The sequence below is a fragment of the Marinospirillum sp. genome (assembly GCF_014859565.1).
Window position 1 is genome coordinate 1 of record NZ_JACUUA010000091.1, and the last position, 12,966, is coordinate 12,966.

At 52.1% G+C, this 12,966-nt stretch carries 14 protein-coding genes; 5 read left to right on the plus strand and 9 right to left on the minus strand.

All coding sequences use genetic code 11. The features are described 5' to 3' along the window. The first annotated feature begins 18 nt into the window (after positions 1 to 18). The gene (locus tag IBX50_RS11765) at positions 19 to 138 is read left to right on the plus strand and encodes a hypothetical protein (protein ID WP_292256102.1); all 120 of its coding nucleotides are present in this window, start codon (positions 19 to 21) and stop codon (positions 136 to 138) included. Next, positions 128 to 1,186, plus strand: coding sequence for a UDP-N-acetylmuramate dehydrogenase (gene murB, locus IBX50_RS11770; protein WP_292256077.1), 1,059 nt, complete (start codon positions 128 to 130; stop codon positions 1,184 to 1,186). Before IBX50_RS11765 ends, murB begins: the two co-directional genes overlap by 11 nt. A 290-nt stretch (positions 1,187 to 1,476) precedes the next feature. Here the strand turns inward: murB and IBX50_RS11775 are convergent, their stop codons facing one another. Continuing rightward, positions 1,477 to 2,034 (minus strand): nitroreductase family protein, encoded by a 558-nt coding sequence (locus IBX50_RS11775; protein ID WP_292256079.1) that lies wholly within the window; start codon positions 2,032 to 2,034, stop codon positions 1,477 to 1,479. A gap of 113 nt (positions 2,035 to 2,147) precedes the next feature. On the opposite strand from IBX50_RS11775, the gene IBX50_RS11780 reads away from it, so the two are divergent. Then, positions 2,148 to 2,837: a hypothetical protein gene (locus IBX50_RS11780; RefSeq protein WP_292256081.1), complete on the plus strand. Its 690-nt coding sequence runs from the start codon at positions 2,148 to 2,150 to the stop codon at positions 2,835 to 2,837. A 14-nt stretch (positions 2,838 to 2,851) separates the two neighbouring features. On the opposite strand, the gene IBX50_RS11785 is transcribed toward IBX50_RS11780, so the two are convergent. Together IBX50_RS11785 and IBX50_RS11790 are read right to left on the minus strand one after the other, a co-directional pair. Further along, complete coding sequence (locus IBX50_RS11785) at positions 2,852 to 3,628, minus strand: ABC transporter permease (protein ID WP_292256084.1); 777 nt, start codon at positions 3,626 to 3,628, stop codon at positions 2,852 to 2,854. Then, positions 3,628 to 4,587, minus strand: a complete 960-nt coding sequence (locus IBX50_RS11790; protein WP_292256086.1) for an ABC transporter ATP-binding protein — start codon at positions 4,585 to 4,587, stop codon at positions 3,628 to 3,630. The genes IBX50_RS11785 and IBX50_RS11790 overlap by 1 nt, the downstream gene beginning before the upstream one ends. 259 nt (positions 4,588 to 4,846) lie before the next feature. Between IBX50_RS11790 and IBX50_RS11795 the strand changes: the two genes are divergently transcribed. Both IBX50_RS11795 and IBX50_RS11800 read left to right on the plus strand, forming a co-directional pair. After that, on the plus strand, positions 4,847 to 5,350 hold the full coding sequence (locus IBX50_RS11795) for a histidine phosphatase family protein (protein ID WP_292256087.1): 504 nt from the start codon (positions 4,847 to 4,849) through the stop codon (positions 5,348 to 5,350). A 98-nt stretch (positions 5,351 to 5,448) separates the two neighbouring features. Further along, the gene (locus IBX50_RS11800; protein ID WP_292256090.1) at positions 5,449 to 6,654 is read left to right on the plus strand and encodes a YbfB/YjiJ family MFS transporter; all 1,206 of its coding nucleotides are present in this window, start codon (positions 5,449 to 5,451) and stop codon (positions 6,652 to 6,654) included. 23 nt (positions 6,655 to 6,677) lie between these two features. Here IBX50_RS11800 and IBX50_RS11805 read toward each other — a convergent pair whose 3' ends face one another. Genes IBX50_RS11805 through serC form a run of 6 tightly spaced genes read right to left on the minus strand, consistent with a single transcriptional unit; the run spans position 6,678 to position 12,822 of the window. After that, the gene (locus tag IBX50_RS11805) at positions 6,678 to 8,936 is read right to left on the minus strand and encodes a bifunctional prephenate dehydrogenase/3-phosphoshikimate 1-carboxyvinyltransferase (protein ID WP_292256092.1); all 2,259 of its coding nucleotides are present in this window, start codon (positions 8,934 to 8,936) and stop codon (positions 6,678 to 6,680) included. 3 nt (positions 8,937 to 8,939) lie between these two features. Then, positions 8,940 to 10,040 (minus strand): histidinol-phosphate transaminase, encoded by a 1,101-nt coding sequence (gene hisC / locus IBX50_RS11810; protein WP_292256094.1) that lies wholly within the window; start codon positions 10,038 to 10,040, stop codon positions 8,940 to 8,942. Positions 10,041 to 10,056: 16 nt separating this feature from the next. Further along, positions 10,057 to 10,350 carry a type II toxin-antitoxin system RelE/ParE family toxin gene (locus IBX50_RS11815; protein WP_292256096.1) on the minus strand — a complete coding sequence of 98 codons (294 nt, stop codon included), beginning with the start codon at positions 10,348 to 10,350 and terminating at the stop codon, positions 10,057 to 10,059. Further along, the gene (locus tag IBX50_RS11820; RefSeq protein WP_292256097.1) at positions 10,344 to 10,574 is read right to left on the minus strand and encodes an addiction module protein; all 231 of its coding nucleotides are present in this window, start codon (positions 10,572 to 10,574) and stop codon (positions 10,344 to 10,346) included. Before IBX50_RS11820 ends, IBX50_RS11815 begins: the two co-directional genes overlap by 7 nt. Before the next feature lie 58 nt (positions 10,575 to 10,632). Then, entirely contained in the window at positions 10,633 to 11,733 is a 1,101-nt protein-coding gene (pheA, locus tag IBX50_RS11825; protein ID WP_292256099.1) for a prephenate dehydratase, read from the minus strand. Positions 11,734 to 11,739: 6 nt separating this feature from the next. Next, positions 11,740 to 12,822: a 3-phosphoserine/phosphohydroxythreonine transaminase gene (serC, locus tag IBX50_RS11830; protein WP_292256101.1), complete on the minus strand. Its 1,083-nt coding sequence runs from the start codon at positions 12,820 to 12,822 to the stop codon at positions 11,740 to 11,742. Positions 12,823 to 12,966 lie beyond the last annotated feature (144 nt).

Sequence of the window (12,966 nt, forward strand, 5' to 3'; positions counted from 1 at the left end):
AGTTACAACCCTTCGGCCATTACTGAAGTACCTGATCCCTATTATGGTGGTGATGCCGGTTTTCATCAGGTGATTGATCTGGTGGAGTCGGCCTGTAAACGCCTGCTGGTTCAGATCCGCAAGCAGCATGGTCTCTGAAGCTCTGATCAGGCAGCAGAATGCCGATTTAACCCATCTTAATACACTGGGTTTTAAGTGTTCTGCACCCTGGCTGGTACAAGTGGCTACTGCGGATGAGTTGCCGGCTGTTTTTGATTTTGCCCATCAGCAGGATTTGCCAGTGTTTCCACTGGGGGGAGGCAGCAATGTCATCCTGCGCCCCGCTTTAAATGCACTGGTATTACAACAACAGCCCTTGCCGCTGGACTGGCCGCAAGACCTGTCGGATCAGTTGCTGTTGCGTGTACCAGCCGGAAACAACTGGCATCAGCTGGTGATGGAAACCGCAAGCAAGGGGTATCACGGGCTGGAAAATCTGGCTTTGATTCCCGGCCAAGCTGGTGCCGCGCCAATTCAGAATATTGGTGCTTATGGTGCGGAAGTGGCTGATTGCCTGCTGGCAGTGGAAGGCTGGTGGTTACCAGAAGCCGGACAACCTGCCCGTTTTGATGTGATCCCCGCTGCTGACTGTTGCCTGGGTTACCGCGACAGTCGTTTTAAGCGTGACTGGAAAGGGCGCTTTGTTATCACCGCACTGCAAATTCAATTAAAACGCTCTGCTGAACCCCGGTTGAATTATGGTGATCTGGCTGAACGATTACACCTTCGCCAACAGCAGCAAGCGGGTGATTTGCCTTTGCCACAACTGATAGCGGAAACTGTTGCTGCCATTCGGCGGGAAAAATTACCCGATCCGGCAGCAATTGGTAATGTGGGCAGCTTTTTCAAAAATCCGCTGGTTGACCATCAACAGGCTCAGGAATTACAAGCAGCCTGGCCGCAGTTGCCGATCTACCCCGCTGAGCAGGGCAGCAAACTGGCGGCAGGCTGGTTGATTGACCAGTGTGGTTTTAAAGGTTTTTGCAAGGGTGCGGTGGGTGTGCATGATCGTCAGGCACTGGTGCTGGTGCATCACGGCGGGGGTGATGCAGAACAACTGCTGGCACTGGCCGATGAAATTGTGACCTGTGTACAGGCGCGTTTTGGTGTGCCGCTGGAGCGTGAACCGGAAGTGGTGAAGTTGTGAGTGATGAACCACAGAGAGCATAAAATGGCCGCTCTATTCACAGTGAATCGCATGGGTTGGTTGCTATTGCCCCCCTTACGGGTGACTTGAACCAGGATTATCAACCCGGCACGGCTGAGGTTTACCCCTATGAAGGTTGGCTCGAGGTGCGTCCAGCGCATTTAGCAAAATCCGCGTTACCGTCTCGAAGACGTTGCCGCAAGCGCCCGAGTTCGTCACCCCGCAAGATGGGAGCGCTAAGGGGGTCGCCTGTTGCAGCCAGGGCAAGAGCTCATCAGCAATCGGTTGCATTACACCCAGCGCTCCACAAAATCGTCGAGTGCGTTGTCTGGTAGGGGTTTACGTCGACCGGCAGGTGTACCCAGATAAATAAAACCGACCAGCTCGTCAGCCTCAGCCAGCTTCAGGGCGTTGCGTACATGCGGATCAAAACAGACCCAACCGGAACGCCAGATACCGGCAAAACCTTCTGCCTCGGCAGCCAGCAGCAGTGCATGAGCCGCACAACCCGCTGATAATAACTGCTCGGATGCAGGTACCTTGGGGTGTTGTTGGATTTTTGCCACAACAGCAATGATCATTGGTGCCCGTTGTGCCATCATACGTAACTTCTTCAGCTCTTCCGCATCTGTGCTCGCATCACGTTGTTGCTGGGCTTCGGCATAAATGTCACCCAGAGCGACCAGGCCAGCACCGGAAAACTCGATGAAGCGCCAGGGTTTAAGCCCGGCATGATCCGGCGCCCTGAGTGCAGCACGGTACAAACGTTCCAGTGCCTGCCCATTCGGATAGGGCTCCGTCAGTCGGGGATGGGAATTACGACTCAACAATAACTCGATTGCTTGCATGAATTAACTCCGATGTTGCAATTTTTAATGTCGGTTCGGTTGCCACCTGCGCTGCAGCAGCTTAATCTTTACAGATCATTCACCAAGACCAACACCCTTGAGGAAAGCTTACCATGGTGTTATCACCTCTGGCAGTTGTATTGCTAGCTCAGTTAGGTGTCCTGATGTTTGGGATTATCTTTTTTCAGAAGCTGCAAAAACACCGCCTCATAAAGGAACTGGATGCACTGAAGTCATCCGGTACTCACCATCAAGCACCCAAGCTTTCGGATGATGTTGCACAAATAACCGATGTCTTTGACCGTCCACAAGCTGAGTTATTGCTGAACCGTATTTACCAAAGCAGCCTTGATATCATCTCCGAAGCACCAGCCGCCAGAGATGAGTGTCATAACCAGCAGCAGCTGTTGCACGCACTGGCTGAATGTCTGGATATCGAAATGAACCAGCCTGCTGGCAAGAGTAAGCCTGCTGCAGTTGCTGCTGCAGCACCGGTTGTGGCAGCAGCAGCGACTGAAAGACCGGTCGCTCCTGAGATTGAGCCTTATGAAGAAACAGAGATTCTGTCGCAGGAGGAGCTGGATCAGGTGCTGGGTGAAACTGATGGCCTGGAAGAGTTTAGTCTGGATGATTTTGAAGAGCTGGAAACTAGCGAAGCTGCTGATCAGGATGATGACATTCGATTGCCAGGTGAAGACCCGGAGCTACCGGAAGATACTCTACAGGCCACGCTGGATAATCTGGATGATTTTGATTTCAGCGACCTTGAGGAAGAGCTCCTCAAGGACGATGACAAGAAATAACTTCAACCGGGGTATTATTGACGTATGCCCCGTCCTCGTTCCAGCAGCCACAGTGCCAGCGCAAAAAACACTACAATAAACAGGCAAATGGTGCCCAGTGCTGCCCAGTGGTTAATATCCGATACCCCCAGAATACCATAACGGAAGGTATTCACCATATACAGCACCGGATTAAACAGCGATACACCCTGCCAGAACTCCGGCAGCAACTGGATGGAATAAAACACCCCGCCCAGATAAGTCAGCGGCGTCAGCACAAAGGTTGGGATGATGGCAATATCATCAAATTTGCGAGCAAACAGCGCATTAATAAACCCACCTATGGCAAACAGCACCGCAGTCAGAAAGACAACCGTGATGGTCACAAACAGGTTGTGAACCGTTAGCTCGGTAAAAAACAGCGCCAGTAGTGTCACAATCAGGCCCACCAGCAGGCCACGGGTCACACCACCCAGCACATAACCGGACAAAATTACCCAGCCCGGTACCGGAGCCACCAGAATTTCTTCCACCGATTTCTGAAACTTGCTGCTGAAAAAGGATGAAGTGACATTGGCATAACTGTTGGTGATCACGGACATCATGATCAAACCCGGCATGATGAACTGCATGTAGTTAAAACCACCCATATCACCAATCCGGCTGCCAATCAGGTTGCCAAAAATCACAAAATACAAAGCCATGGTGATGGCCGGGGGTAACAGGGTTTGTGCCCAGATACGCGTAAAGCGCCGCACTTCCTTGATCAGAATGGTATTAAAAGCAACCCAGTAAATACGCACAGGACTCATCAGACACTCACTTCCACGGTTTTTTTATCGGCTTTAAAATCACTGGCAGCAGTTTTTTCCACCAGGGATACAAACAACTCTTCCAGCCGGTTGGCCTTGTTGCGCAGGCTCAGCACTTCAATATCCTGCTGCAACAACGCGGCAAATACCTGACTGATGTTCTGCCCCTTCTGTACCTCCACCTCTAGGGTGGTGGCGTCTCTTAGACGGGTGATAAAGTTCGGCAGGCTGGGAGTTTCTTCAAGCGGTCGCACCATATCCAACACAAAGGTTTCACTGTTCAGTTCACCCAGCAGTGACTTCATGCTGGTGTTTTTGACAATTTCACCCTGATCAATAATAGCAATGTTACGGCAGAGGTTTTCGGCTTCTTCCAGATAATGCGTGGTCAGAATAATGGTGGTGCCCTGACGATTGATCTCCTGCATAAAACTCCACATGGAACGACGTAATTCAATATCCACACCGGCGGTTGGTTCATCCAGAATCAGCAGCTTGGGGTTATGTACCAGTGCCCGTGCAATCATCAGACGGCGTTTCATACCACCGGACAACATCCGTGCTTGTTGATGCCGTTTATCCCACAAACCCAGATCATGCAGCAGCTGTTCTGCCCTTGGGCGTGCTTGTTTTTCTGTCAACCCCTGATAACCGGCAGAGGTGAGCACGATATCTTCAACCTTCTCAAACACACTGAAGTTGAATTCTTGTGGCACCACACCAATCATCTGTTTTGCTTTGGAAAAATCCTGATCAATATCTACACCAAAAATGCTGACCTTGCCTGCTGATTTACGAACCAGTGAACAGACAATGCCTAGGGTGGTGGACTTGCCGGCACCATTTGGGCCGAGCAGGGCAAAAAAATCACCTTCCTCAACATCCAAGCTGATGCCTTTTAGTGCCACATGGCCGTTGTCATAGGTTTTTTGCAGATTTTGTATCGAAAGTGCTTTCATATTAAGGTATGTCTCCCATAAGTCGGCATATTTTAACAGAAATACAGCCAGCATTGAGCAATGCTAGCAGCTTAGTTGAGCTCGTGCTGTTGGCTTAACAGGCCATGTTGAGCATCAGCTTACGCCACAGCTCAAAAAACGCATCGGGTTATCTCCAACAAGAATGGAATCATGGGTCTATTCTAACCCTTGAATTGTTTTAACGCCTGAACTGTTTTTGTTGTATGTTAAATGTACTACCTGAACCCAAGGAGCTGCCTTGAAACTACTGACCCTTATCCGCCATGCCAAATCCAGCTGGAAAAACGACGAACTGGCTGACTTTGATCGACCACTCAACAATCGTGGCCAGCAAGATTTGATCGGTCTGACTGAACGGGCTGTGCACCACCTGCCAGTACCCGATTGTTTGTTGTTCAGCCCGGCACTGCGCACCAATCTAACCCGGGAGCCTTTGGTCAAAGCTTGGCAACTCACCGCTCAGCAAAGCCTGGCTGCACCCAAGGCTTATGAAGCCAGTGCCGATAGCTTGCTGGAGCTCTTGCAGCAGACGCAGGATCAAATCAACCATCTGGTGCTGGTGGGTCACAATCCGGGATTAAGTGATCTTACTTCACTCTTGACCCATCAAATGATCGACAGCTTTCCCACCTCGGCTTTTGCCCATCTGGAGCTGAACATTAACCACTGGAGTGAGTTACAACCTGGCTGTGGCAAACTACGCAAGTTTGACTATCCAAAACTCCATGCCGGGCCAAAATAATCTTGGTAAGTACCCATAAGTCACTTATTCTTCTTGTGTTTTTGGTCTGCTGGTTTAATGTGTAGACACAGCAGTCCAAAAATAAGAAGGATAAAGAAATGCTTTTATCTCCACGCCTTAGAGTTTTGCTGGCCGGAGTCTTCAGCCAGATTCTCTGCATCGGTATTGCCCGTTTTGCCTACACCCCTTTGTTGCCCATCATGCAGGATCAAACCTGGATGGGTGATGCCGTGGGTGGTTGGCTGGCGGCAGTCAACTACCTGGGTTATATGAGCGGTGCACTGGTGGCTGCATCCATCAGTGATTTAAAGTTAAAAGATACCCTTTATCGCATCGGGCTGGTGCTGGCGGTGGTAACCACCGCAGCCATGGCTATGACTGAAAACCTGTTGCTGTGGATTATCCTGCGTTATCTCTCCGGTCTGGCCAGTGCCGGTTCCATGCTGATTGCTTCCGGCCTGATCCTTAACTGGTTAATTCGTCACCATCACCGTGGTGAGCTGGGCATCCATTTTGCTGGGGTTGGTTTGGGAATAGTGGTGGCTGCCCTGTCGGTGGAGCTGATGATGCATTTCAGCCAACAATGGGATCAGCAGTGGTTATGGCTGGCGTTGCTGGGTTTGCTGCTGGCAATGCCTGCCTGGTTCTGGCTGCCACGCCCGGAAAATGCTCACCTCACCAGTACCGGCACCACCCTGACGGACAACCCACCCACCCGCCGTTTTATGTGGCTGATGCTGGCAGCATACTTTTGTGCCGGTTACGGTTATGTGATCACCGCCACTTTTATTGTGGCGTTTGTGGAACGTCAACCAGAGTTAATGGGCATGGGGTCCATGGCTTTTGCGCTGGTGGGGCTGGCTGCTGCACCTGCGGTGATGGTGTGGGATTTGATTGCACGTTACACCGGTTATCTGAATGCCCTGCTGCTGACACTGGTGCTGCAGATCGGTGGCATCCTGTTGCCGGTGATTCAACCCAGTCTGACGGTGGTGCTGTTCAGCGCCCTGCTGTTTGGTGGCACCTTTATTGGATCGGTGAGCCTGGTATTAACCATGGCAGGTCGCCTTTACCCCACCAAACCCGCCAAACTGATGGGAAAAATGACCCTCTCTTACGGCAGTGCACAGGTGATTGCCCCAGCGCTTACCGGTATGCTGGCGGCGCACAGCGGTCATTACAATACCGGACTATGGATTGCCGGTGGTTTTGTAGTGCTGGGTACACTGCTGGTGGTCTGGCTTAAATTCACCGACCAGACCGCCCAGCAGTTGGATGCTTCTGCAAAACTCAGCTTAGGCTGAGTTTTGGATTCAGAGTTCAGTGCTCAGCTGGATGTTTGCACGTCCAGCTTAAAACCTACACTGCGTGCCAATTCAGCAAAACCGGGGAAGGAGGTATTCACCGTGGCGCAATCCTTGATGGTGATGCTGCCGGATGCACGCAGACCGGCCACCGCAAAACTCATGGCAATCCGGTGGTCATGATGGCAAACAATCTCGGCTGAACTGAATACCTCCGCCTGACCACCCTTGCCTTCAATGATAATGCCATCTTCCAGCACGGTGCAGTCCACACCCAGATCCAGCAGACCATCCGCCATCACTTGAATACGATCTGATTCTTTGACCCGCAGCTCCTCTGCACCACTCAGGCGCGTGGTGCCTTCGGCACAGGATGCCGCAATAAACAGTGCGGGGAATTCATCAATTGCCAAAGGCACCTGATCTTCTGGAATATCAATACCCTTTAATGGCGCATAACGCACACGAATATCGGCCACCGGTTCACCGCCCACATCGCGCTGATTGGACAGTTCCAGATCAGCACCCATCAAGCGCAGGATGTTGATCACACCGTCACGGGTCGGGTTGATGCCCACGTGTTCCAGAGTCAGATCGCTGCCGGGGCTAATGGCTGCAGCCACCATAAAAAAGGTGGCTGAAGAAATATCAGAAGGGATGTCGATATCCGCAGCCAACAACTTGCCGCCACCCTGCACAGCAGCCGTGGCACCCTGTTTAACCACTGGATAACCAAAACCCTGCAACATCCGCTCGGTATGGTCACGAGTGGGTGCCGGTTCAGTGACACGGGTTTCACCATCAGCCCAGAGACCCGCCAGCAGCAAGCAGGATTTCACCTGTGCTGAAGCCATCGGCAGATCATAAGTAATACCCTTGAGCTTTTTACCACCCTTGATTTTTAACGGCGGACGACCGCCTTCAGTGGTTTCAATCTCGGCACCCATCAGGCGCAGCGGATCAGCCACCCGCCCCATTGGACGTTTACTGAGCGAGGCATCACCCGTCAGCTCGGTATCAAAAGGCTGAGCCGCCAAAATACCGGCCAACAGACGCATGGAAGTGCCGGAGTTACCCAGATACAGCGGTCCCTGAGGTTGTTTCAAACCGTTGATGCCAACACCGTGAATAGTCACTTCACCATTGTGCGGACCTTCAATCAACACACCCAGATCACGGAAAGTCTGCAGGGTCGCCAGCGCGTCTTCACCTTCCAGAAAACCCTTCACCTGAGTGGTGCCTTCAGCCAGTGCACCCAGCATGATGGAACGATGAGAAATGGATTTGTCACCCGGCACACGGATGCGCCCTGCTACAGCACCGGCACCGGGCTGAGTGATAAAATTAATTTTGGTGTTTTGCATGGTTTGATAGCCCGTCTCATTGAGCAAAGCAGTAAAATAATCACGTGCAGATTTGGCACGGGTGAAAATACTCACCAGTGCCTCTGCATCCCGGGACTCAATCGCTGTTTTCAGCCGTTGCACCCCTTCCAGAAATTCATCCAGCGCACCCAGCGTGGCATCACGGTTGGCTAAAAACACATCCCGCCACATGATGGGGTCACTGGCCGCCACTCGGGTAAAATCACGAAACCCCCCAGCGGCATAACGAAAAATATCCAGCCGTTCATCCCGCCGCGCCAGAGTATCCACCAGTGAAAAAGCCAGTAGATGGGGCAGATGGCTGGTTCGTGCCAGCACCTGATCGTGCTGTTCCACATCCATTTCCAGCACTTCGGCACCACAGGCCATCCACAACTGACGCACCACATCCAGTGCTTGGCTGTCATTGGCAGGATCAGGAGTCAGAATCACCTTGCGGTGTTCAAACAAATCCACTCTGGCGGCAGTAACACCACTTTTTTCTGCACCGGCAATCGGGTGACCCAGCACAAAACGGGGTGGCAGTTGACCAAACACCTGAACTGCCGCATCCAGCACCACCGCTTTGCAGGAACCTACATCGGTGATGATGGCAGAGGCTTTAAGATGAGGTTTCAGAGCCTGTAACACCGGCTGGATCGCCAGCACCGGCACCGCCAGTACAATCAGATCGGCATCAACGGCCAGCTCCGCCAGGGATTCACTGACCTGATCCACCACACCCAGAGAGATGGCACCCTGACGTTCGTCATACGCCAGATCCACACCCAGATAGGTGTTGGCAAAACCGGCACGACGCGCCGCCAGAGCCACCGATCCACCAATCAATCCCAGCCCCACCACCAGCAACTTGTTGATCTTGCCGACCTTATTTTTGAATACCAAACTGTTGGGCACAGGTCAGATCACCTTCTGCAGAGCATCAATAAAACGCTGGTTTTCTTCCGGCAGACCAATACTGACGCGCAGGTGATTGTTCATACGATAAGGACGCAGCGGGCGCACAATCACACCTTCTTTTAACAGCGCCTGATTCACCACTTCAGCATCACCCACATCCACACAAATGAAGTTGCCAACAGAAGGGATATAGTTCAGCCCCAGTTCACGAAAGGCGGTTTCCAGCTGCAACATTCCCGCCTTGTTAGTCACCACCGACTGCTGCAGGTACTCTTCATCACCCAGCGCTGCCAGCGCGGCTTCCAGTGCCAGTGAGTTAACATTAAACGGCTGACGCACCCGATTGATGGTTTCAGCAATTTGCACCGAAGACAGGCTGTAACCCACCCGTAGTGCCGCCAGACCATAAGCCTTGGAGAAGGTACGGCAAACAATCAGGTTGGGATAATCTTGCAACAATTGCAAAGCATCGGGATAAACACTTTCTTGCACATACTCCACATAAGCTTCATCCAGCACCACCAGCACGTTTTCTGGTACCCGTGCCATGAACTCACGCAGCTGTTTTTCTGATAACCAGGTACCGGTTGGATTATTCGGGTTGGCAATAAATACCACACGGGTATTTTCATCAATGGCTGCTGCCATGGCAGGCAGATCATGCCCCCAGTCTTTGGCAGGCACCACTTTGTGCTCTGCACCAGCGGCCTGAGTAGTAATGGGATAAACTGCAAAGGCATATTCGCTGTACACCGCATTACGACCCGGAGCCAACCAGCAGCGCCCAATCAGATCCAGCAGATCATTGGAACCATTGCCCAGCGTGATCTGACGGGGGCTGAGATCCAGCTGTTTTGCCAGTGCCGCTTTTAAGCGATAACCACTGCCATCGGGATAACGGGTCAACTCCGCCAGTTCACGCTGAATGGCTTCCAGTGCTTTGGGACTGGGGCCATGAGGATTCTCGTTACTCGCCAGCTTAACAATGCTGTTCGGATCAAGATTCAACTCACGCGCCACTTCCTCCACCGGTTTACCCGGCTGATAAGGCATCAACCCCTGAACACCTGCATTCGCCAGCTTGAAAAAATCACAACTCATTTTCGAATCCTTATTTTCACAAACGTTTACGCCAGTAACCTGGCTCTCGGCTCTGATGCATCACAGCAACTATATGGATCTCTGATCGGCTCGCCACATAAACTACTGCATAAGGAAAGCGCGACAACACAAATCGCCGCGCCCTGCGTCCAAACTTTGGCCAGGCATCTGGCAGGGTTGTGATTGAGTCGAAAGCCATTTCCAGCTCCCTGATCAAATCATCACCCAGACCCTCTGTTTGCTGTTGATACCAGCTCCAGGCCTGCTGAATTTCTTCGCTGGCTTCCTTATGAACACGCAAACTTAACATGCTGGACGCTTCAATCCTTTTTTGACTTCTTCCCATGAGAGGGTTTCCGCCTGCCCACTTTCCAGTGCATCAATTCTTTGTTCCACCACTTCCAGCCAGGCATGATTGACGTCCTCATCATTCACCTGATCCAGACTGGAAATTAAACAATGCGCCAGTTGTGCACGATCACTCGCTGATAAACTGCTGGCATCTTTCAGGATTCGATCAAGCTGTGCGCCCATATCCAAGTCCTCCAGTATTCACTCATTTAGTCATCAACGTCTGATCAGTATAGCGGGATCAGAGAACACCTCTGGGATAAGAACCCAGTACCTTGATGTCAGCAGCACGTTCACCAATTTCTTTCAGTACCGGATGCACACGTTCATCATCCACATGCCCGGCAAAGTCGATAAAAAACACGTAGTTCCAGGCACCGGAGCGGCTGGGACGGCTTTCAATACGAGTCATGTCGATGTTGTGGCGGTTAAAAGGCTCCAGTATCTGATGCAGAGCACCCGGCTGGTTGCGCATCGACACCATCAAGGAGGTTTTATCATCACCGGAAGCCGGAACCGTCTGGCGACCAATGATCAGGAAACGGGTGGAGTTGTCCGGGGTATCTTCAATGTTTTCAGCCAGACGCTTGAGGTTGTACAACTCAGCCGCCATGTCACCAGCAATAGCCGCAGAGTGCCACTCACCCTTCACCTTACGTGCCGCTTCGGCATTGGACGGCATGGGCACCCGCTCGATGCCGGGATAATGGGCATCCAGCCACTTACGGCACTGCGCCAGTGAAGAGGCATGAGAATAGATGGTGGAGATTTTTTCCGGACGGGTGTTTTCACCCACCAGCAGGTGCTGGTGAATACGCAGCACCACTTCACCGCTGATTTTTAAGCCGGAATCCATAAAGCTGTCCAGCGTGTGACTGATCACCCCTTCAGTAGAGTTTTCAATCGGCACTACACCATAATCAGCACTGCCGGCTTCCACTTCACGGAACACTTCATCAATAGCGGCCATCGGCACACAAACCGCCGAATGACCAAAATGTTTGATGGTCGCCTGCTGGGTGAAGGTGCCTTCCGGCCCCAGATAAGCCACCTTGACTGGACGCTCCAGCGCCAGACAAGCCGACATGATTTCGCGGAACAGCCGAGCCACTTCCTCGTTGGACAGCGGCCCCTGATTACGCTCCATGATACTGCGCAGCACCTGAGCTTCACGCTCTGGGCGATAAAAGAAAGCACCTTCACCTTCTTCAGCAATCTTCACCTGCGCCACCTTCTGGGCACAGGCGGCACGCTGATTGATCAGCTGCTGTAATTGCTGATCTATCTGGTCAATTTCTTTTCTTACGGCTGCCAGATCTGGCAGTGATTTATCCTGACTCATCCGGGTTCAGCCTCTGTTTTTGGCAAAGTCGGTCATGAATTCGATCAACGCGTCCACTGCCGCTTCCGGCACAGCGTTGTAAATGCTGGCACGCATACCGCCCACACTGCGGTGACCGGCTAGATTCAGCAACCCTGCGGCTTCAGCCTGTTGCAGGAACAGCTTATCCAGACTGGCATCGGCCAGACGGAAAGGCACGTTCATGATGGAGCGGTGTTGTGGCTCAATCGGGTTGCTGTAAAAATCGTTGCCATCAATGGTGGCATAAAGCTTCTGCGCTTTACGGCGGTTGATCTCAGCCATCTTGTCTAACCCGCCCACATCATTTTTTAACCAGTCGAATACCAGACCGGACAGATACCAGGCATAGGTCGGTGGGGTGTTGTACATCGAGCCGTTTTCAGCAAAGGTTTTATAGCTGAACATGGTGGGTATTTGTGCCTGAGCCTGATCCAGCAGGTCATCCCGTACAAGCACCAGCGTTAGACCGGCGGGGCCGATGTTTTTCTGGGCACCGGCATAAATCAGCCCAAAACGGCTGACATCCACAGGTGTACTGAGAATATCGGAAGACATGTCACACACCAGTGGCACTGAAACGTCTGGAATGTAATCAAACTCCAGCCCACCAATGGTTTCATTACTGGTGTAGTGCAGGTAAGCGGCATCCGCACTCAGCTGGATTTCACTCTGAAACGGCACTCGGCTCAGGCCGTTGGCCTCACTGCTGGCAGCAATATGACTGGGCAGATAACGCTGGCCTTCTTCAATGGCTTTTTTGCCCCAGATACCGTTGTAGAGGTAGTTGGCTGTGCCGCCCTTGCCACCCAGATTCAGCGGCACCATGGCAAACTGGCTGGAGGCACCACCCTGCATAAACAGCACCTTGTAATTGGTTGGCACCTTCAGCAGCTCACGTAAATCCGCTTCGGCCTGCTCGGCAATACTGACAAACTCATCACTGCGGTGACTCATCTCCATCACGGAAAGGCCACGACCCTGCCAATCAAGGATTTCATCACGGGCGCGTTGCAGCACCACTTCTGGCAATGCCGCAGGACCGGCGCAAAAATTGAATTTACGGCTCATGGATTGGACTCTTGAATAGATAAAAGGCTGAATAAAGAAAAATAAATGGGGCTAATGATACAGCAAATAAAACCAGACTGCCGCTACCTTTGCTGCGTAGCGACCGAGCGAATCAAGGCGCTGCCACTACCTCAGCCACCGAAG

Excerpts from the sequence above, each read along its gene's own strand:
- murB (WP_292256077.1), top strand. The coding sequence starts at position 128 with ATGGTCTCTGAAGCTCTGATCAGGCAGCAGAATGCCGATTTAACCCAT.
- IBX50_RS11775 (WP_292256079.1), bottom strand. The coding sequence starts at position 2,034 with ATGCAAGCAATCGAGTTATTGTTGAGTCGTAATTCCCATCCCCGACTG.
- IBX50_RS11780 (WP_292256081.1), top strand. The coding sequence starts at position 2,148 with ATGGTGTTATCACCTCTGGCAGTTGTATTGCTAGCTCAGTTAGGTGTC.
- IBX50_RS11785 (WP_292256084.1), bottom strand. The coding sequence starts at position 3,628 with ATGAGTCCTGTGCGTATTTACTGGGTTGCTTTTAATACCATTCTGATC.
- IBX50_RS11790 (WP_292256086.1), bottom strand. The coding sequence starts at position 4,587 with ATGAAAGCACTTTCGATACAAAATCTGCAAAAAACCTATGACAACGGC.
- IBX50_RS11800 (WP_292256090.1), top strand. The coding sequence starts at position 5,449 with ATGCTTTTATCTCCACGCCTTAGAGTTTTGCTGGCCGGAGTCTTCAGC.
- hisC (WP_292256094.1), bottom strand. The coding sequence starts at position 10,040 with ATGAGTTGTGATTTTTTCAAGCTGGCGAATGCAGGTGTTCAGGGGTTG.
- IBX50_RS11815 (WP_292256096.1), bottom strand. The coding sequence starts at position 10,350 with ATGTTAAGTTTGCGTGTTCATAAGGAAGCCAGCGAAGAAATTCAGCAG.
- IBX50_RS11820 (WP_292256097.1), bottom strand. The coding sequence starts at position 10,574 with ATGGGCGCACAGCTTGATCGAATCCTGAAAGATGCCAGCAGTTTATCA.
- pheA (WP_292256099.1), bottom strand. The coding sequence starts at position 11,733 with ATGAGTCAGGATAAATCACTGCCAGATCTGGCAGCCGTAAGAAAAGAA.
- serC (WP_292256101.1), bottom strand. The coding sequence starts at position 12,822 with ATGAGCCGTAAATTCAATTTTTGCGCCGGTCCTGCGGCATTGCCAGAA.